Source organism: Wenzhouxiangella psychrophila (assembly GCF_042310375.1).
Lineage (GTDB): Bacteria > Pseudomonadota > Gammaproteobacteria > Xanthomonadales > Wenzhouxiangellaceae > Wenzhouxiangella.
Genome location: NZ_JBHJMQ010000008.1, coordinates 39,330 through 62,308, shown reverse-complemented (window position 1 = coordinate 62,308; position 22,979 = coordinate 39,330). Strand labels below are relative to the sequence as shown.

Sequence of the window (22,979 nt, the reverse complement as noted above, 5' to 3'; positions counted from 1 at the left end):
CCCATCACCCATATAACCATTCGAAAAAGGACGGGCCATGAACTGCATCCATCGCTTCACCTTCGCCGCCATTGTCGCCGCTGCGCTTCTCGGCAATGTCCTGGCGCAGGACGACCCGGCGACCACACCAGAGCCCGAAACCTCCGATGAGAGCGGCATGACGGTCGCTCAGGAGGAAGGTGCAGTCAGTACCGGCGGCGAACCTTCACGGCCGACCGGCCTGGACGACACCGCGGCGCTGGAAGCCTTCATCGACGGCGTGGTCGAACCGCTGATGAAAAACAACAACAGCCCGTCCGGCACCGTGGCCATCGCCCGCGACGGCGAGCTCATCTTTGCCAAGGGCTACGGCTTCGAGGACATCGAAGCGCAGAAACCGGTGGACCCCGAGACCACGCTGTTCAGGCCCGGCTCGGTCTCCAAGCTGGCCGCCTGGGTGGCGGTGATGCAGTTGGTGGAACAGGGCGAGCTCGACCTCGACACCGACGTCAACGAGTACCTGGAAGAAGTGGAGATTCCCGCTACCTTCGAAGAGCCCATCACCCTGCGGCACATCATGACGCATACGGCCGGGTTCGAGGATGGTGGCATGGGCTACCTGATTATCGAGGACCCGGAGAAAGCAGTGCCGCTCAAGGAGGCGATGCAACGTTATCGCCAGGAGCGGGTCAACCCGCCGGGCGCCCAGAGCGCCTACTCCAACTACGCCACCGCGCTCGCCGGCCTGATCGTGGCCAACGTCTCCGGCCAGCCGTTCAACGACTACATCGCCGAACACATCTTCGAGCCCCTAGGCATGGACACGGCCACCTTCGAGGAGCCCCTGCCCGAGCGCCTCGAGGACGATATGGCCGTCAGCTACGCTTTCGAGGCCGGCGGCTACAAGGAAAAGCCCTTTGAAATCGTCAAGAGCTTCGGGCCGGCCGGCGGCCAGTCAGCCAGCGCCACCGACATGGTGCGCTTTGCCCAGGCGATCCTCAACGGCGGCAGCCTGGACGGCGCGCAGATCCTGCGCCCGGAAACGGTCGAGGAAATGCTGAGCCTGCAGTTCACCCATGACGATCGTTTGATGGGCATGGCGCTGGGCTGGTATGAAACCGACATGGAAGGTACCCGGGTGCTGGGTCACGGTGGCGACACCCGCTGGTTCCATTCCTACCTCGGCGTTGACGAAACGCACAACCTGGCCTTCTTCGCGTCCTTCGGCGGCTCCGGTGGCAGCGCCGTGCGCTCCGCGCTGTTCCCGGCCCTGTACGAGCAGTATTTCCCGCGTGAAGAGGCCCCGCCGGAACCGCCGGAAGACTTCGCCGAACGCGCTGGGCGTTACGCCGGCGACTACGGTTTCTGGCGAACCAATTTCTCCAAGATCGAAAAAGCGCTGCGCATGAGCAGCGTGGTGAAGGTCACGCCCGGCCCGGACAACACGCTGGTCGTCGGCTTCGCTGGCAACGCCAAGCGCTACGCGGAGGTCGGCGATAACCTGTTTCGCGCGCTTCACCAGGACGTCACCATCGTTGCCGGGCTGGCACCGCGACTGATCGCGTTCCAGGAAAATGACGACGGTGAGGTGACCGGCTTCGTCATGGATGGCCTGCCGTTCATGTCGCTGCGCAAGCTCGCGCCGTGGGAAACACCGACGCTCAATTATGCGTTGCTGGGCTTCGCCATGCTGGTGTTCCTGGCAGTGCTGCTGCGGCGCTTCTTCCAGCGCGCCACCATCAGGCAATGGCCGGCTTCCGACCGATCCGCCTACCGGGCCGCGGTGTTGGCCTCGGCCGCCAACTGGCTGGTGATCATCAGCGGCGTCATCGTCCTCTCGGTTCTGGGCGACAGCATGTTCAGCGAAATTTCCACTCTTTTCAAAGTGTGGCTGGTGACGCCCATACTTGCCGTGATTGCATGTCTTTGGCTGCTGTTCAAGCTGCTGGTGGTCTGGATGAACAGCCTGCTGGCCGGCTTCTGGGCCCGTCTGCGCTACACCGTCGTGGCGCTTTGCGGCCTGTTCGTGATCTGGTTCTACTGGTTCTGGAACATTCTCGGCTTCCAGTACCTGGCGTAAACGGAACCATCATCAAGGAAACAGCGCATGCGCCAGATAACGTTTCGCCGGGAAGACTGGAAACTCCGCTTCCCGTTCACCATCACCGACCATGTCTTTACCGGCGTGGAGGCCCTGTACGTAGAGATCGCCGAGGGCGGCCACACGGGCCGCGGCGAGGCCAGCGGTGTCTACTACCTGGGCGAGAACGGCGAGAGCATGCTGGCCCAGGCGGAAGCTACGCGCGCCTCCATCGAGGCCGGCGTCGGACGCCAGGAATTGCTGTCGCTACTGCCTGCCGGCGGCGTGCGCAACGCCATCGACTGCGCGTTGTGGGATCTGGAAGCCAAACAGGCCGGCAAACGGGTCTGGGAGCTGGCGGGCATCGTCCCCGGCGAAGTGATCTCGTTTGGAACCGTGGGCATCGACACGCCGGATCGGATGGCGGCTGCGGCCCGGCAGATCGCCGGCGAGCGGATCAAGGTCAAGCTCAGCGGCGAGCAGGCGCTGGAGCGTATCTCCGCGGTGCGCCAGGCCCGCCCGGAGGCCGAAATCGTGGTGGACGTGAACCAGGGCTGGACCTTCGAGCAACTCGAGGCGCTGGCGCCAAAGTTCCGCGAGCTGCGCATCGCCATGATCGAGCAACCGCTGCCCCGCGGCGGTGATGCGGCACTCGAAGGCTACGAATCGCCGGTGACGCTGTGTGCCGACGAGTCCTGCCTGGATCGCTCCGAGTTCGAGGCCGCGGCGGGGCGCTATCAGATGATCAACATCAAGCTCGACAAGACCGGCGGCCTGACCGAGGCCCTGGAACTTGCCAAACTGGCCACGGCTCGGGGTCTGGACCTGATGATCGGCAACATGGTGGGCACCTCCCTGGCCATGGCCCCGGGTTATGTCGTCGCCCAGCTCTGCCGCTACGTGGATCTGGACGGCGCCCTCTTCCTGGAGCGAGACCGCGAACATGCCATGTCCTTCGAGGACGGTCGCGTGTCGCCGCCCGACCCCGCGCTCTGGGGCTGACATGAGCAGTCTGACCCATGTCCGTCTGGCCCCGCCTTACCTGCTGCTGATCGGCGCCGAGACCGACGCCACCTTCGCCAAGACCGCGCTGGGTCTGGTGCAGTGGTGTCCGGAAAAGGTCGCCGGGCAACTGCGCTTTAAGGGATGCCGGGTCGACCTGGGCGTACCGGACATGACCGTGGCCGAGGCCGTCGAGGCCGGCTGCGGCAGTCTGGTGCTGGGCGTCGCTCCCGTCGGCGGCGTCGTTCCGGAATCCTGGTGGGAAGTAATCGAAGACGCCGCCCGATCCGGCCTGGACATCGTCTCCGGCCTGCATCTGCGCCTGCCCGACCGGCCCAGCCTGGTCGAGGCCTCGCAAGACGGCAAAGCCCGCCTGGTCGACGTGCGCGTGCCGCCGGACAAGCTGCCCGTCGGCAACGGAAAGAAGCGAACCGGCCGGCGAATCCTGACCGTCGCTGCTGACTGCGCCATCGGCAAAAAGTACACGGCCCTGGCCCTGGACCGGGCGCTGACAAAGGCCGGCCTGAACTCGACCTACCGCGCCACCGGCCAGACCGGCATCATGATCGCCGGGGAAGGCATCCCCATCGACTCGGTCGTTGCCGATTTCATCTCGGGCGCCGCCGAGGTGCTGTCGCCGGACAACGACCCGGAGCACATCGACGTCATCGAAGGCCAGGGCTCGATCTTTCACCCCGGCTTTTCCGGTGTCGCATTGGGGCTGCTGCACGGCTCACAACCGGACGGATTCGTGGTCTGCCACGACCCCCTGCGCAGAACCGTCACGGGATGGCCCCATTACACCCTGCCCCCGCTGGCCGAAGTCATCGAGAGCCATGTCCGCATGGGGCGGCGGACCAACCCCGACATTCGCTGTGTCGGTGTCTCGGTGAATACTTCCAGGCTGCCAGCGGACGATCGGACCGCGTATCTCGACGGCCTGAAGAATGAAACCGGTCTGCCCTGCATTGATCCGCTGCTCGATGGCTGCGATGCCATCGTTCGGCAGCTGAGCCAGTCCTGAACGGCCAGTCAGGTCCGCCTCGTGGAAGCGGTCGCTGCTTCACCGCATCAGAACAGACAGTCGCTCCAGTCGAGCGCCATGTGGATGAGCAGTCCGAGACCGACGAGGTGAATCACCTGCAAGCGGGGCCGCAAGCGCTGGGTGGTGCCCCTCCAGCGCTCTACCAGGGGAAGCAAGAACAGGACCGTATAGACGACGATCGCTGGCACGGAATGCAACGGATGGAAACCGATTGAGCAGCGCTCCGGATCGTAGATCGGATCGGCCAGCAGGTGGTCGACGTCGACAAGCATGGTGGCAACCATGATCACTGTCGCCGATCTCCAGCGATCTCGGTAGAACGCGAGAGCGATCAATGCCGGGACGACAAAGTGAAGGGCAATGTGAATCATGTATGTCAGCGACTCGAGTGCGAGACTGCGATCATCGAAGCCAGACGTCGCAGTTGTTGTTCATGATTCGCTCGAGCTCCGCGTTGCTGATATGAAATTCGAAATGAAATGGGCCGTGTTCGCCAATTACCAAGTACTTGACTTGCGCCCGGTAGCTGTCGCCGGGACTGGATCGATGATGATCAACTAGCTTGTTGGCGATATTGATCACGCGCTTCGATGCCAAATCATCCTTGCTTGCTGTTCCCTCCGTCTGCCTATCGGCCTGATCAAAGAACCATTCATAGACGCCGCATCTGCCATCCTTGATTTCAACGTCAGGTCTTCCGCCGAGCCACTCCGGAAACGCATCATCTTCCGCTTGTGCGGCAGATAGCGCCCAGACCGCACACAATGGCAGGAACGACAATCTAAGTGAACTGGAAAACACCCTATCCGCCTCGACTTCATAGATCTAACCGGTTAGTTATCAGCAATATTGCCCTGATTTTTCGGCTCGGTTCAAGCTTCACACTAAAGCTGATCATATGGTGTAGCCGTAACCCGGAATGCCCCGGCTCGCAGAGGGAGATAGCGGGTATGGCGTTATCATGACGCGATGAACGAGTTGCGGCACCTACCTCCGGAAAATGAACTGGAGGAAAAATTCATCCTGGCTGGCGGCCCGGGCGGGCAGCACGTCAATCGCACCGAGACCGGCGTGCAGCTGCGCTACGACGTGCTCAACTCGGGCTTTCTTTCCCAGGCGGTAAAGATCCGCCTGCTCGACCTGGCCGGCCGGCGCGCGGATACCGACGGCGTGATTACCATCGAGGCCAAGAGCCACCGCAGCCAGCACCGCAACCGTGAGGAAGCGCGCGAGCGCCTGGCCGAGTTGATCGAGAAGGCGCACCACAAACCGAAGAAGCGCATTCCCACCAGGCCGAGTCGTTCGGCAAAGAAACGCTGGAAAAAGAAAAAGCAGCGCCACAAGGAGATCAAGCGGGCCCGAAAGACCCCCAGACTGGATGAGTAAGCCGTGCCCGAAGCACCGAGAGGGTGCGAGACCCCGGCTCGAAGGCCGGGATGACATCTTCGGAAGAACGCCTCCATAGCCAGACGATATCAAGCCATTCGCTGCCGTCGATTGCATTGTCGCGCCAGCTCTGCCATTTTGTTGAACCTGCTCAGTGACCTGAAGGAGACCCTCTTGAGAACCCTTTCACACGGGCTGGCGGCAATACTGCTGCTGGTCGCATTCCCGTCTGCGTCGCCGGCGGAGACCCGCGCTTTCGTCGGCGCGAAAATCATTCCCGTCGACGGAGACCCGGTCGACAACGGTGCCCTGGTCGTTGTAGACGGCAGTATCGAAGCTGTCGGCGCCGCCGGCGATATCCGCATTCCGGATGAGGCCGAAGTCGTCGAACTCGAAACCGGCACGGTGATCATGCCGGGCATCGTCGACACCCACAGTCACATCGGGGACGTCTCCGGCGCCGATCGCTCCGGACCCATCCAGCCCGAGGCACGGGCGATGGATTCGGTCAACGTGCTCAGTTCCGGCATCAAGCGGGCGCTGGCCGGCGGCATCACCAGCGTCAACGTCATGCCGGGTTCAGGCCACCTGATCAGCGGCCAGACGGTCTACCTCAAGCTCCGCGAGGGCGATGCCATCACGGACCTGGCTTATCGCTTCGAAGACGGCGGCATCGCCGGCGGCCTGAAGATGGCAAACGGCACCAACCCGATGCGGCAGCCACCCTTCCCCGGAACCCGCGCCAAGTCCGCCGCCCTGGCGCGTGCGGCCTATATCAGGGCGCAGGAATACGCCGAGAAGCTCGACAGCGCCGAGGAAGGCGAGACGCCCCCGCGCGATCTCGGCATGGAAGCGCTGGTGGAAGTACTCAACGGCAAGCGCATGGTGCACTTCCACAGCCATCGCCATGACGACCTGATGACCGCCATGCGGCTCAAGGAAGAATTCGGCTTCCGCATGGTGCTGCATCACACGAGCGAGGCCTGGCGAGTCGCCGACGAGATCGCCGCCGCCGACGTGCCGGTGTCGCTGATTCTCATCGACAGCCCCGGGGGCAAGCTCGAGGCCAGGAATCTCGAGGCGAAGTCCGCCCCGGCGCTGGAGCAGGCGGGGGCGAAGGTCGCCCTGCACACCGACGACTGGATCACCGACTCGCGCTACTTCCTGCGCATGGCCGCCATGGCCATCCGCGCGGGCATGTCGCGCGAAGCAGCGCTCGAAGCACTGACCATCAAGGGTGCCGAGATGCTCGACATGGCCGACCGCGTGGGCACGCTTTCTCCCGGCAAGGACGCCGACTTCGTGATCCTCTCCGGCGACCCGTTCAGCGTCTACACCCGTGTGCTCGAGACCTGGGTGGAAGGCGAACGCCGCTTCGACCTCGACGACGAGGACGACCGCCTGGTCGCCGAAGGCGGTTTCAACGCGCTCTCCGACGACGACGGAAACGGCCACATCCACGGCCATGGAGGTGTGGAATGAAAACGATGATCAAGAATGCAGCCGCCCTGGCCCTGCTGGCCGTCATCGCCGGGCCCGCCCTGTCACAGGACATTGCGGTGCGCGCTGGCCAACTGCATACCGGCGCCGGCGAGATGATCGAAAACGGGGTGGTCGTCATCGAAGACGGCAAGATTACCGCCGTGGGCCCGGCCAGCTCGACCAACATTCCGGACAACCTGCTGGTGCTTGAAGCCGCCGTGGCCACGCCTGGCCTGGTCGACGCACGCTCCACCGTGGGCTTGTCGGGGTATCTCAACCAGCCGCACGACCAGGACCAGCTCGAGCGCTCGGCCGCCATCCAGCCAGAACTTCGCGCCATCGACGCCTACAATCCGCACGAGGAACTTGTGGACTGGCTGCGCCAGCACGGCATCACCACCGTGCACACCGGCCACGGACCGGGCGAGGTGATTTCGGGACAGATGCTGATTGCCAAGACGACCGGCAACACCGTCGACCAGGCCGTCGTGCGGCCCTACTCCGCACTGGCCGCCACGCTGGGTTCAGGCGCCACCCGCCACGATCGCTCATCGCCGGGCAACCGCTCCAAGGCGGTGGCCATGCTGCGCGAGAAGCTCTATGCGGCACAGGAATACAGCGACAAGCTCGAATCCGCCGAGGAAGGCAAGGCACCGGCACGCGACCTGGCAATGGACGCCCTGGCCGATGTGCTCTCCGGCGAGATCCCCCTGATCATCGAGGCGCACCGCCACAGCGACATCATGACCGCACTCAGACTGGCCGACGAGTTCGGGTTACGGCTGATTCTGGCCGGCGCCAGCGATGCACACCTGCTGATCGACGAAATCAAGGCGGCCGACGTACCCGTGATCATCCACCCGACGATGTCGCGTGCACGTGCCGGCGGCGACACGCAGCACATGGCCTTTACCACCGCGGCCGAACTCAAGAACGCCGGCATCGAGGTCGTCCTGCAGTCGGGTTACGAGGGCTACGTTCCCAAGACTCGCGTCGTACTGTTCGAGGCTGCCATGACGATTCCCTACGGCGCCACTTTCAACCAGGCGCTGGAGATGATCACCATGGGCCCGGCCCGCATCCTCGGTCTGTCCGATGAAGTCGGATCGCTCGAAGTCGGCAAGGACGGCGACGTGGCGCTGTTCGACGGCGACCCATTCGAGTACACGACGCACGCTGTCGGCACGATCATCGATGGAAAGCGCGTGAGCGAGATCCGCCGGTAAACAGCCCGGTCAGAGCCGGATCGTACCGACCAGGAAATCCACCGCTGGGCCGGCGAGCTTGACTCGCTCGCCGGCCACCCGGCAACGGATCGTGCCGCCGCGAGCCGAGACCTGTCGGGCGAGGAGCGTTTCCCTGCCCAGGCGCTCGGCCCAGTAAGGCGCCATCTGGCAGTGGGCCGAGCCGGTGACCGGGTCCTCGTCGACCCGGAGTTTCGGGAAGAAGCAGCGGCTGACGAAATCGACCTCGTCACCGGGAGCGGTAACGATCACACCCCGACCGGGCACGCGCGCGAGGGCGCGGAAGTTCGGCGACAGCGAGCGAATTTCAGCCTCGCTGCCGAATACCAGCATGCAGTCCCCGCCCTCGAAGGCCTGTCGGGGCTTCGCGCCAAGTGCTTCGTCGATACCGGAAGGGATGCCGATCTCGCGGCGGCGGCCGGCCGGGAAATCCATTTCCAGGGCCGTATCGATTCGGCGAACCCGCAACTCTCCGCTACGACTGTCGAAGGCAATCTCCTCGCCCGAAAACCCCAGGTGCTCGAACAGGACGTGCGCGGTCGCCAAGGTGGCATGGCCGCAAAGATCCACCTCGTCCTGCGGCGTAAACCATCGCAGCTTGTAGCGCTCGCCCTCGGCCACGAAAAAGGCCGTTTCGGAAAGATTGTTCTCATTGGCGATCGCCAGCAGCAGCTCATCGTCGAGCCACTCTTCCAGCGGCACGACGGCAGCCGGATTACCCTCGAACACCTTTTCGGCAAACGCGTCCACCTGGAAAAGCCGCAATTCCATGTATTCAATCCACCCTGGGTACAAAAAAGCCGGGGCGACATTATGCGACACTTCAATGTCCGACTACGAGCCCCCACCACGGATTGAGCGGTGAACGAAGTCTCCGATGAAGTGCTCGGCAGCGAGCAGCCCTACGCCTCCGACCGTTATGCCCGCCTGGTACTCAACCTCGGACGTGCGCTGTTGCACGTGGGTTCGCCCGCGCACCGTCTTGAGTCGTCGATGCAGATCATGGCCGAGCGCCTGGGCCTGCAGGCCGAGTTCTTCTCCACGCCTACCGCGCTGATCGTCTCGCTGGGCGATGGCGAGAATCAGCAGACTTTCCTGGCCCGATCCGAACCCGGCTCGGCCAATCTATCCAAGCTGGCCGACCTGACGGAGGTCATGGAAGACCTGGCCGAGGACCGTATCGATCCGGTGGAGGCCGATGATCGCGTGCGCAGAATCGACGCGGCCCCGCCGCTGTACGGGGCGTGGCTGCAGGTTCTGGCGTTCATTCTCATCGGCGGCGGTGTTGCGCCGCTTTTGGGCGGCGGCTGGAGAGAAGCCATGATGTCCGCGCCGCTGGGTGCTGTCACCGGGCTGACCGTCTGGTGGATGCGCCAGCACGTGGATCGTTCTCGCCTGATCATGCCGATGGTGGCCGCCCTGATTACCTTCCTGGGCTCGCTCTGGTGCGGCATTGACGGGCGCACTGCCCTGATGCCGGCCATTCTTGCAGCCATGATTCCGCTGCTGCCGGGCATGGACCTGACCACCGCCGCTCGCGAGCTGTCGACCGGTCACCTCGTCTCGGGCTCGTCGAGGCTTTCCTTCTCGGTCACGATCTTCGCCTTGCTCGCGTTTGGGCTGGTGCTCGGTGGCATGGCCGGCCAGGCGCTCGTCGGGCCGGTGGAACTGACCGCGGCCTCCGCGCGGCCGGGATGGCTGCTGGTCGCCGGCCTTGTGATGGCAGCCTTCGGTTTGATGATGCTCATCCAGGCCCACATGCGCGACTGGTTCTGGATTCTCCTGGTGTCGTTCGTCGCCTGGATCGGCAGCGGACTGGGCGGCTGGCTCGAGGCGCCCATCATCGGCGCCTTCGTCGGCGGTCTTTCAGTAGGCCTGCTGGGCAACCTTTACGTTCACTTTTCCGGACGGCCGTCTTCGATCCTGCACATCCCGGGGCTCATCCTGCTGGTACCGGGCAGCATTGGACTGAGAAGCCTGGCAACCCTGCTGCAGGACGACGTGGTCGCCGGCGTGGAAACCGCCATTCTGGCCGGCATCACTGCCGTGGCGCTGACAACCGGCATGATTCTCGCCAGCGTTCTCGTTCCGCCACGCACCACCTTGTAGCTGCGCTTATATGGCACCCGGCCACGGTTTTCCGTATGCTGGGCCAATAATTCGCTCAGGCGCGGGAGGGCGTCGGTGGTTGAACCAGCAGTCGGTCCACGTGACCGGTTCGCATTGCGATGCATTGCGAGCCGACGAGCGAGAAAGGGGGTGTTCATCGTCCTCTTCTCTTTGCTGTTGGCGCTCGCCGCGGGCATTCAGGCTCAGGGGCCCACGCTGGTCGCTCCATCCGATACGGTGCGCGTCGGCGTCTACGAGAACAGCCCCAAGGTCGGACTCGACGAGAGCGGCCGACCGCAAGGCATCTTCATCGATCTCATCGAGGCCATAGCCGATCGGGAAGGATGGGAACTCGAGTACGTTGCAGGAACCTGGCAAGAGGGCCTGCAACGATTGACGAGCGGCGAGATCGACCTGATGGCGGATGTCGCCCGTACCGCGGACCGAGTCGAACGCTTTGCTTTCCACGACGAGCCCGCCCTTTCGAGCTGGCACCAGGTCTACGCCCCGGCCGGCAGCGACATCAGCTCGATCCTGGATCTCAATGCAAAACGCGTCGCCGTACTCGATGGCTCCGTCCAGCACGACCAGCTCAACAACATGGTTGAAGGATTCGGCATCGACCTCGAGCTGTTGCCGTTTGCCGGCTTCGAATCGGCATTTCGCGCCGTGCAAGCGGGTGAAGCCGACGCCGTGATCACGAACCGCTTCTTCGGCGAATACAACGCAAGCCGTCATGGACTGGAAGACACTTCGGTGATCTTCTCTCCTTCCAGGCTTTACTTTGCCGCCCCACCGACCGGCAGGCAGGGCCTTCTCGACACCATCGACCGCCACCTGGTCGAATTCAAGCAGAATCCGCAGTCACCCTGGTATCAAACTCTGGAACGCTGGACCAGCGGTCCGCCACTGACCGCCTGGCCAAGGTGGTTGCCCTGGGCGGTAGCGGCCATATCGACCATGCTCGCCGGTATCCTGATCATCGTGGGGGTTCTGCGCAGGCAGGTTCGCGCAAGAACCCACCAGGTCTATGAACAGGCCCGGCAGCATACGCGCGAGCTCAAAAATCGCGTAGACGTGCGCACCAGAGAGTTGCGCGAGACCTCCCTGTTTTTCCAGGCGCTAATCGACCACATACCCAGCCTGATTTATTACAAGGACAATCAACTCCGTTTCACCGGCTGCAATACCGCCTACGAAAGAGCTTTCGGCCTCGACCGCGACGACATTGCCGGCAAGAAAGTCACGGAACTTGACTATATCTCCCAGGAGCAACGCGAACGATTCGACGAGGAACAGCGCCAACTGCTTGAACTGGGTGGTTCGATCAATCGGGAAGTCACCCTCACCTTTGCCGACGGCACACGCCACGAGATGCTTTACTCGGCGGCGCGTATCGTCGATCCCGATAATCGCCCCCTGGGGATTGTCGGGCTCGTGGTCGACATCACCGTCCAGAAACGCGTCGAACGTGAACTGGCCATTGCCCGTGATCACGCCCAAGCAGCCGACCGGGTCAAATCAGCTTTTCTGGCCACCATGAGCCACGAGCTTCGAACACCACTCAATTCCATTATCGGTTTCACCGGCATTCTTCTGCAGGAAATGGCCGGGCCGCTCAACCAGGAGCAGACCAAACAGCTCCAGATGGTGCGCAACAGCTCCCAGCACCTGCTGACCCTGATCAACGACGTGCTCGATATCTCACGTATCGAGGCCGGGGAAATGAACCTGGCCATGCAAGCCTTCGATCTGTCGGAGTCGGTCGACAAGGTCGCCGAAATCGTCCGTCCGCTGGCCGAGCAGAAGAACATCAGTCTGAATGTGCGTTATGAACACGATCCCGGGAGACGCATGGGCGACCCACGGCGAGTCGAGCAAATCCTGTTCAATCTCATCGGCAATGCCGTCAAGTTCACCGAATCGGGCTCCGTGGACGTCGAAGTCGACATGCAGCGCAATGAAGCGCACAATCCCGTGATCATCACCATTCGTGACTCGGGTATCGGAATCCGCGGGGAGGATATGCGGAACCTGTTCAAACCATTTCGGCAGATCGACTCGACGCTGTCGCGCAAGCATGAAGGAACCGGTCTCGGACTGGTTATCTGCAAGCGCTTGACCGAAATGATGGATGGCGATATCGAGGTATCGAGCCGCTGGGGAGTGGGCACGACCTTCACACTGCGACTGCCCCTGGCGGCCGCCCAGACCGGAGAGCCGGCATGAGGGGCAAGATCCTGCTGATCGAGGACAACGAACAGAACGCCTACCTGGTCGAGTACCTTCTGGCCGCACGAGACTGGACAGTGGTTTGTGCTGCCGACGGAAGCACCGGCCTGGAAATGGCCGATACGGAATCACCGAACCTGATTCTGCTCGATATCCAGCTTCCCGGCATGGATGGATATGAAGTTGCCCGGCAGTTGAGAGCCAAGGAACATATCAAGGAAACCCCGATCGTGGCGGTGACTTCCTATGCAATGCCGGGTGATCGGGAGAACTGCCTGGCCGCCGGCTGCACGGGATATATCGAGAAGCCCATTGATCCGGGCAGCTTCGCCGACCAGGTAGAGCAATTTCTGGGGGTGAATGAATGAGGCACGCGCTGATCGTCGACGATCACGAGGAAAACCGCTACCTGCTTCGCTCGCTGCTGACAGCCAACGGCTTCGAAGTCAGCGAGGCTGAAGACGGTGCGGTGGCCCTGGAGCAGGCTCGCATTCGACCGCCGGATATCGCCATCAGCGACTTGCTCATGCCGACGATGGACGGCTACACGCTGCTACGAGAATGGAAGGCTGATCGAAAACTGAACGAGGTCCCGTTCATTGTCTACACGGCCACCTACACACAGTCCGAAGACGAACGTCTCGCACTCGACCTCGGCGCCGATGCCTTCCTGATCAAACCGACGGAACCGCAAGATTTCCTAAAGCGCCTGGAAACCGTGCTCGACAGGTCCGAACAACAACCACCCGAGCCGCGGCAGCCGCAAACCCAGGGCACAGACGCCGAACGTCGTTACAGCCAGGCGCTGGTGCGAAAACTCGAAGAGCGCAGTGCTGAACTCGCCCGCCGACTCGAGGAATTGCGGTCGGCAAAGTCTCAGATCGAGCGACTCAACCGCCTCTACTCGGCCCTGAGCGCCATCAACCAGCTCATTGTTCACACCAACTCGCAAGAAGAACTGCTTGCGGGAGCATGCAGGATTGCAGTTGAACGAGGCGGATTCACTCTCGCCTGGGTCGGGCTGCTGGATGATGACGGCAAAACTGTACGAATCGCCGCCCGAGAAGGGGGCGACGACAAGATATTCGAACGGGCGAGTCCTTTCGTGATCGAGCCGCCGTTGAGCACTCCGGGGGAAATCGCCATTGGCGAAGACCGGATATTTCTGAGTAATGATCTTTTTACCGAGTCGTCGATCAGCAGAATTCGGCCCTTACTTGAGGAGTATGGGTTGCAATCGGCCGCCGCGTGTCCGGTCCATATCAATGGTCGGACTATCGGCGCATTGTGTCTGTATGCGAATGAAGCCGGGTTTTTCGACTCTTCGTTGACCGGGTTGGTCGAGGAAATTGTCGGTGACCTGTCCTATGCGCTGGAAAATTGCCACCGAGAATCCATGCGCCAGGAGGCGGAAGCCAGCCTGAAATCGGCGGAGGAGTTCAATCGCCTGAGTCGACGTGTCATCGAAGCCTCGCCCAACGGCGTAATGATCACATCCATGGATCAATCCGATGCGCCCCTCATTTACGTCAACAGTGCCTTCGAACGAATCACGGGATACAGTCGAGACGAAGTGCTGGGACGCAACCCCCGCTTTCTGTACGGCGATGATCATGACCAACGCGGCCTGACCAATATTCGTAATGCCATCGCATCGCAGCGGGAAGGCGAAGCCGTCCTGCGCTATTACCGCAAGGACGGCACGCTGTTCTGGAACGAACTGACCATTGCGCCCGTATTCGATGAAAGCGGCAAGGCCAGCCATTTCGTCGGAATCATCAACGACATCACCGACCGCAAGCGCTACGAAGAGCAACTCGAACAACAATACAGCCAGGACACGTTGACCGGCCTGGCCAGCCGCAACCTGCTGCAGGATCGTGTTGAACAGGCAATGGCCGCGGCCAGGCATGACGGACACGGCATCGCCCTGATGTTCATTGACCTCAATCAATTCAAGCGCATCAACGACAGCCTCGGCCGGTCGGCCGGGGACAGCGTGTTATGCGAAGTGGCGGAACGCCTGCAGCAGTTCGTGGATCTGCACGATACAGTCGCGCGCCTGACGAGTGACGAATTCGTGATTCTGTTGACAGACTGCGAGGATCCAGCTGACTTGCCGGGCCGCGCCAAGGCCGTGCTCGAGTCTTTCGAGCATTCCTTCAATGTGGCCGGGCGCGAGATGAATATCACGGCCAGTCTCGGTATCAGTGTTTTTCCCGGCAATGGCGAGGACTACAACACGCTTTTGCGCAACGCCGATATCGCCATGTACCGAGCCAAGGAGTTTGGCAACAATCAGTTCCGCTTCTATACCGATGACATGAATGCCTCGGCGCTGGAGCGAGTCGACATGGAGTCGAGGCTGCGTCTGGCCGTCGAAGAAAACCGCATGGAGCTGTATTACCAGCCGGTGATCGACCTGAAGACCAACGCCGTTACCGGGGCCGAGGCACTCCTTCGCTGGCACGACCAGGATGGCTACATAGGACCGGACGAGTTCGTGCCCCTGGCGGAGGATACCGGTCTGATCATCCCCCTGGGCCGGTGGGTTCTCGAAGAGGCCGCACGCCAGGCGAAGCTCTGGCACGACGCCGGCCTTGATATTTGCATTGCCGTCAATCTTTCCGCCCGCCAGTTCAGGGATCCGCAACTTGCCGATCACATTCGGGCGGCCCTGCAACACGCCGACGTACCGGCGCGATGCCTGCGACTGGAGATCACCGAATCGGTCATCATGGACAGTGCGGCGCACGCAGCGAGCATCCTGGGTGAGCTTCAGTCAATGGGCCTGGGTATTTCCATCGACGATTTCGGAACCGGCTACTCTTCGCTGGCTTACCTGCGGCGCTTCCCGATCGACCAGCTCAAGATCGATCGATCCTTCATCCATGACCTGGGTCAACACAGCGAAGGCGAGGCCATCGTGAACGCGATCATCCACCTGGCGCGCAGCCTCGACCTGGGCACCGTCGGTGAGGGTGTTGAAACCGAGGATCAACGCGCCTATCTTGCACAAGCCGGCTGCGACCTGACCCAGGGTTTTCTCTACAGCAAGGCGATGCCGGCCGACGAATTCACCCGCTGGATCGAACAACACCAGAAAAAGAACAATCAAGCCCGATGAGTATCGATATTCAAAAACCGCACTCGATGAACCTGGAAGACGCGCAGCAGGTTGCCGATGAACTGGCGGCGGATCTTGCCGACAAATTCAGCATCGATTACGGCTGGGACGGCGACACCATTGTGTTCGAACGCCCGGGCGTACACGGAGAGATCGATGTCGACGAGGAGTCAGTCCACGTCCGCGCCCGACTCAACTTCCTGTTCAGCTATCTGCAACCGGCCGTCGAGAAGGAAATCAACCGCTATCTGGATGAGCATTTCCAGTAAACCGGGGTGTATGACATTGGGTCGCAGGACACCGCCGAACGCAGCCAGCGCCCCAAAGCCGGAAACGCGCGCCCTACTCCAGATCAGACAGATAACCCCTGCCTCGCGCCATCAACTGGCGAAATGCCTCCACGTCATCGTTCTCGATACTCTCGATCAAGGTCTGTACGGCCACGAGAAGGGCCCGGCGTGCACCGGCGCCGTGGCGGTTGAGTGACTGGATCTCGAAGTAGAGATCGGGATTTTCGGCGGCCACGGCCCGGGCGATGGCCAGTTGCCTGTCAAAGGTCGTGCTCGAAAGCTTCGAGAGACGATCGGCCTCGACGCCGCAATCGGCCAGGGCGGTAAAGAAGACGATGCTCAACGCATGCGAAAGGCCCAGCACCGGCGCCATGAGACGGTCGTGCTCGTCGAGCTCGATTACGACGACGTCGGCCAGGGTCTCCACAAAAAGCGACTTCACGGCCTCGACAGCCTCGGAGCAGCCGACGTCCATCACCAGCACATGCTTATCCGACAGCAACTGTGTATCGGGGCCGAACATGGGGTGAATGGAGCACGCCCGCAGCCCCGCATCGGCGGCCGCTCGAAGGGCCGGAAGCAGCGGCGACTTGAGCGATCCGATATCGAAGACCAGCGCATCGACGGGCTGCCGAGCGAGTTCCGCAAGCACATCGGCGGAGATGCGCAGCGGGGCGGCGATGACAATGAGGGCAACGTTCGTCGGTGCTTCGCGCCAGTCAGAGAAACGTGTCCGGCCATCGGACTCCACGGCCGGGTCGGCGATCAGGACGTCAAACCCCTGGCCATCGAGGAACGCCGCCAGCCAGCGCCCCATTCGTCCGCCCCCACCGATCACGAGGGCGCGCTGTCCGTGGCCGTGACCCGCAAGTCGCAGCCGTTCCTGCTCCTGGCGCGTCAATGACGCCTCAATCAAACGCTGGAAAAGATCCTCGGCCAGCCCTGGGTCCAGCCCCTTCGATTCGGCCGCCCGGCGCACGCCGTCGAGCACTTCACGCTCACGCCGGAAATCACGCAGCTGGCGCCCGTGACTTTTCTTGATCCGCCCGATATCCGAAACCAGCTTCTGACGCCGGGTGGCCAGCTCAATCAGATCGGCATCAACACCGTCCAGCTCGTCGCGCAAGGCTTTGAGCTGCTGCGCGAGTTCCGGGTCATCCATCAATCAGGCTCCGTGCGTCAACAAGTCGCTACATGGTGCCCTCGTACAGGCACAATGTGTGCAGAAATCGCTCACGGATTCTTCAGTGCTCCAACGACACAGCATTCTCAAACGCAGCCTGATCGTCAGCCTGCTAACCGTCGTCGCTGTGGCAGCCGCAGCCTGGTTCGGCGGGCCGCGCTGGCTCGACGACTCGGTCATGGCCTACGAAGGTGAAATCGAGCTGCACGGTCTGGACGCCGGCGTGGAAGTCCTTTTCGACGAGCGCGGCATTCCGCGCGTCTATGCGGATACGGATGCCGACGCCATGCGCGCGCTGGGCTGGCTGCATGCCGGCGAACGCCTGTTCCAGCTCGAACTGATCCGGCGCCTGGCCCGGGGAGAACTCTCCGCCCTGGTCGGCGAGGGTGCACTGGAACTCGATACCCTGCACCGCTCCTTCGGCTTCGCCCGACGGGTAGAGAATGAAAAGCCCGATCTCGACTCCGAAACCGCCGAATTGATCGACGCCTACGTCGAGGGTATCAACCGGCACATCGACGCCGTAGACCGCCTGCCCCCGGGCCTGATCATGCTTGGCGCCGAACCGGAACCCTGGACGCGCGAAGACGTCCTGACGATCGCCTACTACCAGACCTTCTATCCCACGACCCTGGTACGGCGGCTGAGCGAAGCCTGGCATGCGATCACGCTCGAATACGGGCAGCCCGCCGCGGACTGGCTCAGCGAGCTGCCCGACTGGACCCGCTCCACCCTGCCCCGCCAGTCGATCACCCAGGCCTCGAATACCTGGGCTGTCGCACCGGAGAAATCAGAAAGCGACGCGGCCTTGCATGCCTCGGATCCGCATCTCGACATCGATCGCGCGCCGGGCACATGGTATGCAGTCGGCTTGCATTCGAAAGAGACCTTCGATGCCCTAGGGGTCACGACCCCGGGCCTGCCTTTCGTCGCCATGGGGCACAACGGGCGCATCGCCTGGGCCTTCACCGTCGCGCCGGTGGACGTCTTCGAGCTCTACCGCCAGCCGCGCCACCCCGACGATCCACACCGGGTCGATGGTCCCGAAGGCTGGCAGGACCTGCTCACCCGCAGCGAAAGCATCGAAATCCGCGGCCACGAGAGACCGCTGGAGCGCAAGTTTCATTACACCCCGTTGGGGCGGGTGATCGATATCGAAGACGATCATGTCGTCACCATGCGCTGGGCCGGATTCGAGCTACCCCTGGGCGAAGTCCTCGCCAACGGCCTTGCGTTGAACCGGGCGGGCGACTTCGAGACCTTTCGCCGCGCGGCCACCGGCATGGGCGCCCTGTCGGTCAACTGGAGCTACTCCGACCGGGACGGCAACATCGGCTACGTCCAGTCCACGCCGATTCCTGTTCGCCGGCACGAGCGGTTCTTTTCCGTGCTCGACGCTACCGACGAGACGAATGACTGGGGTGGCTTTCACCCCCCGGAAGAACGCCCCTGGGCACTCAACCCCGAGCAGGGCTGGCTGGCCAATTCCAACAATCACGCCGCCGGGAATGACTGGCCGTATCCGATTCCCGGTTTCTACAAGCACCTGCGAATGCGCCGGATCAGCGACCACCTCTCCTCGCAGGATACTTTCGACCGAGCCGACATGCGCCGTTTCCAGCTCGACCAGCGCTCCGACCGCGCCCTGAGCTGGCGCGACTGGCTGGCCGACGTGGCTGAAGATTCCGGACGCAGCGCCATTGCTTCAGAGCTACGTGAGTGGGACGGCGTCATGCGCGCCGAAAGCGACATGGCCGGGCTGTTCCAGCTATGGTGGCACTACCTGGCACGCGCCGTGTTCGAATCCGGCGAGGGCGAGGTCGAGGCCAGCTGGCGTGAGCTGCGGCCCCTGCTCGACAATTGGCTGCACTCCGATCCCGAAGACGCCCTCCCGCCGGACATCGATCGCGAGCAGGCCGCACTGAGCGCCCTGGAAGACGCCCTTAGAATCGGCATTCATCCGCTCGGCAGCATCCAGAGCCTGAGCATCCGCCATCCCCTGGCCGACAACGCCCTGCTCGATGCCTGGCTGGATCTCTCGCGCGGGCCGGTACCGCGCGGCGGCGACGCCGGATCCCTCAACGTCAGCTATGTCGGCTTCGATCCCGACGGGGGCAGGCTGCGCGTGGGTGGTGGCGCCTCGATGCGCTTCGTGATGGACTGGTCCGATCCCGACGCCTTCACCCTGAACCTGACTTTCGGTCAATCCGGCAATCCGTTCAGCCCGCACTTCGACGACTTTTTCGAGGACTTCCTGACCGGCGATCCCTGGGTCGTTCCCTGGTCGCGCAGCGCGGTCGAGGAAAGGATCGCCAGACGACTTGTCCTGCGACCCTGACCGGCGCCGCCGGGTGGCTACGCACAACTGCGTATGGCGATGGCACGCGCCCTGGACTACTATCCTCGCCGTGCCTTCACCGCACTTGACGACAATAGAGTCGATGAAACACGCCGTCTCCGACCGGAAAACCCTATGCAAGCAATGATTCGCACCTTCGTGATTCTGCTGGTATCACTTTTCGCCCTGCCTGCCCCGGCGGCCCCAGTGGCTGAATTATTCGAGCCTTATGGCAAGCTGCTCGAGCGTCACGTGAGCGAACACGATCTCGATACCGGCGGTCTGGTTTCGTCCTTCGATTACCGAGCCGCCATGGCCGAACGCGACAGCCGGGAACTGATCGAGGGGCAGCGACAGCGCCTAGCCGAGTTCGAAAGCGACGAATTCGACAGCCGCGACGACGCTGTCGCCTTCTGGATCAACGCCTACAACTTCTTCATGATCGCCCACCTCGTCGACAATCCCGAAGACGGCGAAGTGGTCGACTCGGTCAAGGATTACGGCAGCCTGTTCAACCCCTTTCGGGTCTTCGAACGCGAGCGCTTCAAAGTGGCCGGCCACGAGCGTTCACTCGACGAAATGGAAAAGGAAATCCTCCTCGGCGAGGATTTTTCCGAACGCGGCTGGAAGGATGCGCGCGTGCACTTTGCCGTCAACTGCGCCTCGGTGGGCTGCCCACCGCTGAGAAAGATCCCCTATACCGCCGCCAACGTCGAGCGGCTGCTGGACGAGAATACGCGACGCGCACTGCTCACGCCGCTGCACCTTCATATCGAAGGCGACACGGCCAGGCTGACCAGCCTGTTCGACTGGTACGCGTCGGATTTCGAGCAGGCTGCCGGCAGCATCGACTCCTTCATCAAGGATCACCTGGATGAAGAGCGTGCCGCCAACTTCGATGCCACCGAACAATCCCGCTTCATCGACTATGACTGGCAATTGAATTCGCCGTCCAATATCCGCCAATGGCTGGAGAACCATCAGTGAATATCCCGATCTATCGCTTGTCATCGCTGGCAATGATCCTGGCGATCGGCGCCGGCACGAGCGCTCCCGTCCCGGCGCAGGATGACGACCAGCAGCTTGAACTCGACGCCGTGACCGTCATCGGAAGCCGGGCCCGCGCGACCACTTCCGGTCAGACGCTCATCCCGGTCGACATCGTCACCGGCGAGATGCTGCGCAGCGCCGGCGCAGTGGGCAATGAACTGGGCGAGGCCCTGGCCCTGGTCGCACCGTCGTTCAGTTTTCCGCGCCAGTCCAACTCGGTCACCTCCGATCACGTACGTGCCGCGCAGCTGCGGGGCATGAACCCCGACCAGGTTCTGGTACTGGTCAACGGCAAGCGCCGGCACGTTTCGGCGGTGGTCAACGACAACACCAAGATCGGCCGCGGCACCAACGCTTTCGACTTCAACACCATTCCGCTCAGTGCGGTCAAGCGCGTAGAAATCATGCGCGACGGCGCGAGCGCTCTGTACGGTTCGGATGCCATCGCCGGCGTGATCAATATCGTCCTCGACGACAGCATCGGGGCAACCAGCATCGGCCTGACCCACGGCTTGCACCACACCGACGTCGCACCCGTCGGCGAGACGGTCAACGACGGGCACTCGACGGGCTCCTGGCTCAACAGCGGGCTTGCCCTCGACAACGGCGGCTTCTTCTCCTTCGGCCTGGAAGCCAACCGTCGCGGAGCAACCAACCGCGCCGGGCCGGATCGCGTGTCACCGTTCATCCCGCAGACCGAGGCCAACCTCGCCTTTGAAGGACGCCAGACCCACCGCGTGGGTGATCCGGAAGCCGACGCCGTGGGCGCCTGGTTCAATGCCGAGCGCCCCGTCGGCGAAGTCACGCTCTACGGTTTCGGTACCGCCAGCTTGCGTGAAACCGAGGGTGCGGCCGTCTACCGCTACCCCGACAGCAACCAGAACGTGCCGGCCCTCTACCCGGATGGTTTCCGTCCGGTCACCCTCGGCGATAACGAGGACATCGCACTGGGTCTCGGTATAAGGCATGCTCTGGCCGACTGGGAATTCGATCATTCCCTTAGCACCGGCTACAACCGCTTCGAGTTCGGGGTGGGAAATTCCGTCAACCCCTCGCTCGGATCCGACAGCCCCACCCGCTTCGATTCGGGTACCTTCACCAACAGCCTGGTTGCGCTCTCGAGCGAGGCGCGCCGAAGATTCGATCGGGGCCCGTTCGGTCGGCCGGCCCATCTGGCCGCGGGGCTCAACTATCGGCTCGAACGCTTCGAGTCCGATGCGGGGGACCTCGCCTCCTACACCGCCGGCGAGTTCCGCTACCCCGAGGAACTGGCCGCACTGGTCGGCCTGCCCGACATCGGCGCCCAAGGCGCCAAGGGCCTGGCGCCGGCTGATGCGGCGGACGAGGAACGGCACGTGCTGGGCGCCTTCTCCGAATTCACCACCAACCTATCCGAACGTCTCGAGGGCAGCGTGGCCGCGCGCTACGAATACCATGACGATTTCGGCAGTACCTTGACCGGCAAGCTTGCACTACGCCACGAAACCACCGACACCCTGAGTCTGAGGGCATCGGTGTCCAACAGTTTCCGCGCACCCTCCCTGGCACAGCTTGCATGGGCCCGCCGTGACAATACCTTCTCTTCCGAGGGCGGCCGCATTTCCTCGCGGCTGGTCTCCAACGACTCGGCCATCGCACGATCGCTGGGCATACCGTCCCTGGACGAAGAGCGTTCGATCAACTTCAGTGCCGGACTGGTCTGGCAGCCGACCAATGACCTGCGCTTGAGTGCCGACGCTTTCGAGATCCAGGTCGACGACCGCATCACCCTTTCGAGCTTCATCCGCGACCCGGCCGTGATCGACTTCATCGCTCCCCTGCCCGGTGCCGAGGGCGTGCAGGCGCTGAGCTTCTTCACCAATGCCGCCGACACCCGCACGCGCGGCGGCGAGCTGCTGTTCAGCCTCGAGCTGCCCGGTGAACGCGGCAAATGGCACATCGATAGCAACTATAGCTACGCGCGCACGGAAGTGACCGACACCGCCGAACCGCCGGGCGAGCTGGATTCATTGGTCCCGGGTATCGACCTGTTGGGCGTGGAGGAACGCAACACCATCGAGACCGCCACACCCAAACATCGCTGGATTTCCAGCGTGAAGTGGCAAGGCAGCGCCTGGTCGTTTTCCACACGACTGCGGGCCTACTCTTCGGTCGTGCGTGAATTCGTATTCGCCCGGCAGGAATTCGACGAGCAGTACGCCATCGACGTCGAGGCGGCTTATCGCGTTGCCCCGCGCTGGCGGATCAGCCTGGGCGCGAGCAACCTGACCGACCGGTACCCCGATCGCTCCGGGGAGGCCAACGATTTCTTCGGCAACTTCGCCTACGATCCAATCAATCCCATTGGACTCAACGGCCGGTTCATCCACGCACGCACCGAACTGACCTTCTGATGGCAGGGGTTCAATTCCGTCACGATTCCGGCTAGGCTC

At 62.7% G+C, this 22,979-nt stretch carries 18 protein-coding genes; 14 read left to right on the top strand and 4 right to left on the bottom strand.

What is annotated here, in order from left to right:
- The first annotated feature begins 37 nt into the window (after positions 1 to 37).
- The 3 genes from ACDC66_RS11060 to ACDC66_RS11050 are packed head-to-tail and all read left to right on the top strand — an operon-like array spanning position 38 to position 4,085.
- Positions 38 to 2,059 carry a serine hydrolase domain-containing protein gene (locus tag ACDC66_RS11060; protein ID WP_376696782.1) on the top strand — a complete coding sequence of 674 codons (2,022 nt, stop codon included), beginning with the start codon at positions 38 to 40 and terminating at the stop codon, positions 2,057 to 2,059.
- Between the two features lie 27 nt (positions 2,060 to 2,086).
- Complete coding sequence (gene dgcA / locus ACDC66_RS11055) at positions 2,087 to 3,061, top strand: N-acetyl-D-Glu racemase DgcA (protein ID WP_376696781.1); 975 nt, start codon at positions 2,087 to 2,089, stop codon at positions 3,059 to 3,061.
- A gap of 1 nt (position 3,062) precedes the next feature.
- A complete protein-coding gene (locus tag ACDC66_RS11050; protein ID WP_376696780.1) occupies positions 3,063 to 4,085 on the top strand; it encodes a DUF1611 domain-containing protein in 1,023 nt (340 codons plus the stop codon).
- Positions 4,086 to 4,132: 47 nt separating this feature from the next.
- Here the strand turns inward: ACDC66_RS11050 and ACDC66_RS11045 are convergent, their stop codons facing one another.
- Together ACDC66_RS11045 and ACDC66_RS11040 are read right to left on the bottom strand one after the other, a co-directional pair.
- Positions 4,133 to 4,477, bottom strand: a complete 345-nt coding sequence (locus ACDC66_RS11045; RefSeq protein WP_376696779.1) for a DUF6122 family protein — start codon at positions 4,475 to 4,477, stop codon at positions 4,133 to 4,135.
- 31 nt (positions 4,478 to 4,508) lie between these two features.
- Positions 4,509 to 4,886: a hypothetical protein gene (locus ACDC66_RS11040; protein ID WP_376696778.1), complete on the bottom strand. Its 378-nt coding sequence runs from the start codon at positions 4,884 to 4,886 to the stop codon at positions 4,509 to 4,511.
- A 189-nt stretch (positions 4,887 to 5,075) separates the two neighbouring features.
- Here ACDC66_RS11040 and arfB point away from each other — a divergent pair, with 189 nt between their 5' ends.
- The 3 genes from arfB to ACDC66_RS11025 all read left to right on the top strand — a co-directional run bounded on the left by arfB (position 5,076) and on the right by ACDC66_RS11025 (position 8,200).
- Positions 5,076 to 5,492 carry an alternative ribosome rescue aminoacyl-tRNA hydrolase ArfB gene (gene arfB / locus ACDC66_RS11035; RefSeq protein ID WP_376696777.1) on the top strand — a complete coding sequence of 139 codons (417 nt, stop codon included), beginning with the start codon at positions 5,076 to 5,078 and terminating at the stop codon, positions 5,490 to 5,492.
- Positions 5,493 to 5,666: 174 nt separating this feature from the next.
- Positions 5,667 to 6,974, top strand: coding sequence for an amidohydrolase family protein (locus ACDC66_RS11030; protein WP_376696776.1), 1,308 nt, complete (start codon positions 5,667 to 5,669; stop codon positions 6,972 to 6,974).
- On the top strand, positions 6,971 to 8,200 hold the full coding sequence (locus tag ACDC66_RS11025) for an amidohydrolase family protein (RefSeq protein ID WP_376696775.1): 1,230 nt from the start codon (positions 6,971 to 6,973) through the stop codon (positions 8,198 to 8,200). The genes ACDC66_RS11030 and ACDC66_RS11025 overlap by 4 nt, the downstream gene beginning before the upstream one ends.
- A gap of 9 nt (positions 8,201 to 8,209) precedes the next feature.
- On the opposite strand, the gene ACDC66_RS11020 is transcribed toward ACDC66_RS11025, so the two are convergent.
- Complete coding sequence (locus tag ACDC66_RS11020) at positions 8,210 to 8,989, bottom strand: PhzF family phenazine biosynthesis protein (RefSeq protein WP_376696774.1); 780 nt, start codon at positions 8,987 to 8,989, stop codon at positions 8,210 to 8,212.
- Positions 8,990 to 9,079: 90 nt separating this feature from the next.
- On the opposite strand from ACDC66_RS11020, the gene ACDC66_RS11015 reads away from it, so the two are divergent.
- The 5 genes from ACDC66_RS11015 (at position 9,080) to ACDC66_RS10995 (ending at position 15,955) form a co-directional block, all read left to right on the top strand.
- The gene (locus tag ACDC66_RS11015; RefSeq protein WP_376696773.1) at positions 9,080 to 10,327 is read left to right on the top strand and encodes a threonine/serine exporter family protein; all 1,248 of its coding nucleotides are present in this window, start codon (positions 9,080 to 9,082) and stop codon (positions 10,325 to 10,327) included.
- A 150-nt stretch (positions 10,328 to 10,477) separates the two neighbouring features.
- Positions 10,478 to 12,556, top strand: coding sequence for a hybrid sensor histidine kinase/response regulator (locus ACDC66_RS11010; RefSeq protein ID WP_376696772.1), 2,079 nt, complete (start codon positions 10,478 to 10,480; stop codon positions 12,554 to 12,556).
- Positions 12,553 to 12,927, top strand: a complete 375-nt coding sequence (locus ACDC66_RS11005) for a response regulator (RefSeq protein WP_376696771.1) — start codon at positions 12,553 to 12,555, stop codon at positions 12,925 to 12,927. Before ACDC66_RS11010 ends, ACDC66_RS11005 begins: the two co-directional genes overlap by 4 nt.
- Positions 12,924 to 15,686: an EAL domain-containing protein gene (locus tag ACDC66_RS11000; protein WP_376696770.1), complete on the top strand. Its 2,763-nt coding sequence runs from the start codon at positions 12,924 to 12,926 to the stop codon at positions 15,684 to 15,686. Before ACDC66_RS11005 ends, ACDC66_RS11000 begins: the two co-directional genes overlap by 4 nt.
- Positions 15,683 to 15,955 carry a polyhydroxyalkanoic acid system family protein gene (locus ACDC66_RS10995; RefSeq protein ID WP_376696769.1) on the top strand — a complete coding sequence of 91 codons (273 nt, stop codon included), beginning with the start codon at positions 15,683 to 15,685 and terminating at the stop codon, positions 15,953 to 15,955. The genes ACDC66_RS11000 and ACDC66_RS10995 overlap by 4 nt, the downstream gene beginning before the upstream one ends.
- Before the next feature lie 73 nt (positions 15,956 to 16,028).
- On the opposite strand, the gene ACDC66_RS10990 is transcribed toward ACDC66_RS10995, so the two are convergent.
- Positions 16,029 to 17,138: a prephenate dehydrogenase/arogenate dehydrogenase family protein gene (locus tag ACDC66_RS10990; protein ID WP_376696768.1), complete on the bottom strand. Its 1,110-nt coding sequence runs from the start codon at positions 17,136 to 17,138 to the stop codon at positions 16,029 to 16,031.
- Positions 17,139 to 17,223: 85 nt separating this feature from the next.
- On the opposite strand from ACDC66_RS10990, the gene ACDC66_RS10985 reads away from it, so the two are divergent.
- From ACDC66_RS10985 to ACDC66_RS10975, 3 genes are all read left to right on the top strand, one after another.
- Positions 17,224 to 19,497, top strand: a complete 2,274-nt coding sequence (locus tag ACDC66_RS10985) for a penicillin acylase family protein (protein ID WP_376696767.1) — start codon at positions 17,224 to 17,226, stop codon at positions 19,495 to 19,497.
- A gap of 135 nt (positions 19,498 to 19,632) precedes the next feature.
- Positions 19,633 to 20,484 (top strand): DUF547 domain-containing protein, encoded by an 852-nt coding sequence (locus tag ACDC66_RS10980; protein ID WP_376696766.1) that lies wholly within the window; start codon positions 19,633 to 19,635, stop codon positions 20,482 to 20,484.
- The gene (locus ACDC66_RS10975; protein WP_376696765.1) at positions 20,481 to 22,940 is read left to right on the top strand and encodes a TonB-dependent receptor plug domain-containing protein; all 2,460 of its coding nucleotides are present in this window, start codon (positions 20,481 to 20,483) and stop codon (positions 22,938 to 22,940) included. Before ACDC66_RS10980 ends, ACDC66_RS10975 begins: the two co-directional genes overlap by 4 nt.
- The last annotated feature ends 39 nt before the right edge of the window (positions 22,941 to 22,979 follow it).

Bases quoted from the DNA above. Each gene is read 5' to 3' on its own strand.
- ACDC66_RS11060 (WP_376696782.1), top strand. From the start codon at position 38: ATGAACTGCATCCATCGCTTCACCTTCGCCGCCATTGTCGCCGCTGCG.
- dgcA (WP_376696781.1), top strand. From the start codon at position 2,087: ATGCGCCAGATAACGTTTCGCCGGGAAGACTGGAAACTCCGCTTCCCG.
- ACDC66_RS11050 (WP_376696780.1), top strand. From the start codon at position 3,063: ATGAGCAGTCTGACCCATGTCCGTCTGGCCCCGCCTTACCTGCTGCTG.
- ACDC66_RS11045 (WP_376696779.1), bottom strand. From the start codon at position 4,477: ATGATTCACATTGCCCTTCACTTTGTCGTCCCGGCATTGATCGCTCTC.
- arfB (WP_376696777.1), top strand. From the start codon at position 5,076: ATGAACGAGTTGCGGCACCTACCTCCGGAAAATGAACTGGAGGAAAAA.
- ACDC66_RS11025 (WP_376696775.1), top strand. From the start codon at position 6,971: ATGAAAACGATGATCAAGAATGCAGCCGCCCTGGCCCTGCTGGCCGTC.
- ACDC66_RS11020 (WP_376696774.1), bottom strand. From the start codon at position 8,989: ATGGAATTGCGGCTTTTCCAGGTGGACGCGTTTGCCGAAAAGGTGTTC.
- ACDC66_RS11005 (WP_376696771.1), top strand. From the start codon at position 12,553: ATGAGGGGCAAGATCCTGCTGATCGAGGACAACGAACAGAACGCCTAC.
- ACDC66_RS11000 (WP_376696770.1), top strand. From the start codon at position 12,924: ATGAGGCACGCGCTGATCGTCGACGATCACGAGGAAAACCGCTACCTG.
- ACDC66_RS10995 (WP_376696769.1), top strand. From the start codon at position 15,683: ATGAGTATCGATATTCAAAAACCGCACTCGATGAACCTGGAAGACGCG.
- ACDC66_RS10990 (WP_376696768.1), bottom strand. From the start codon at position 17,138: ATGGATGACCCGGAACTCGCGCAGCAGCTCAAAGCCTTGCGCGACGAG.
- ACDC66_RS10980 (WP_376696766.1), top strand. From the start codon at position 19,633: ATGCAAGCAATGATTCGCACCTTCGTGATTCTGCTGGTATCACTTTTC.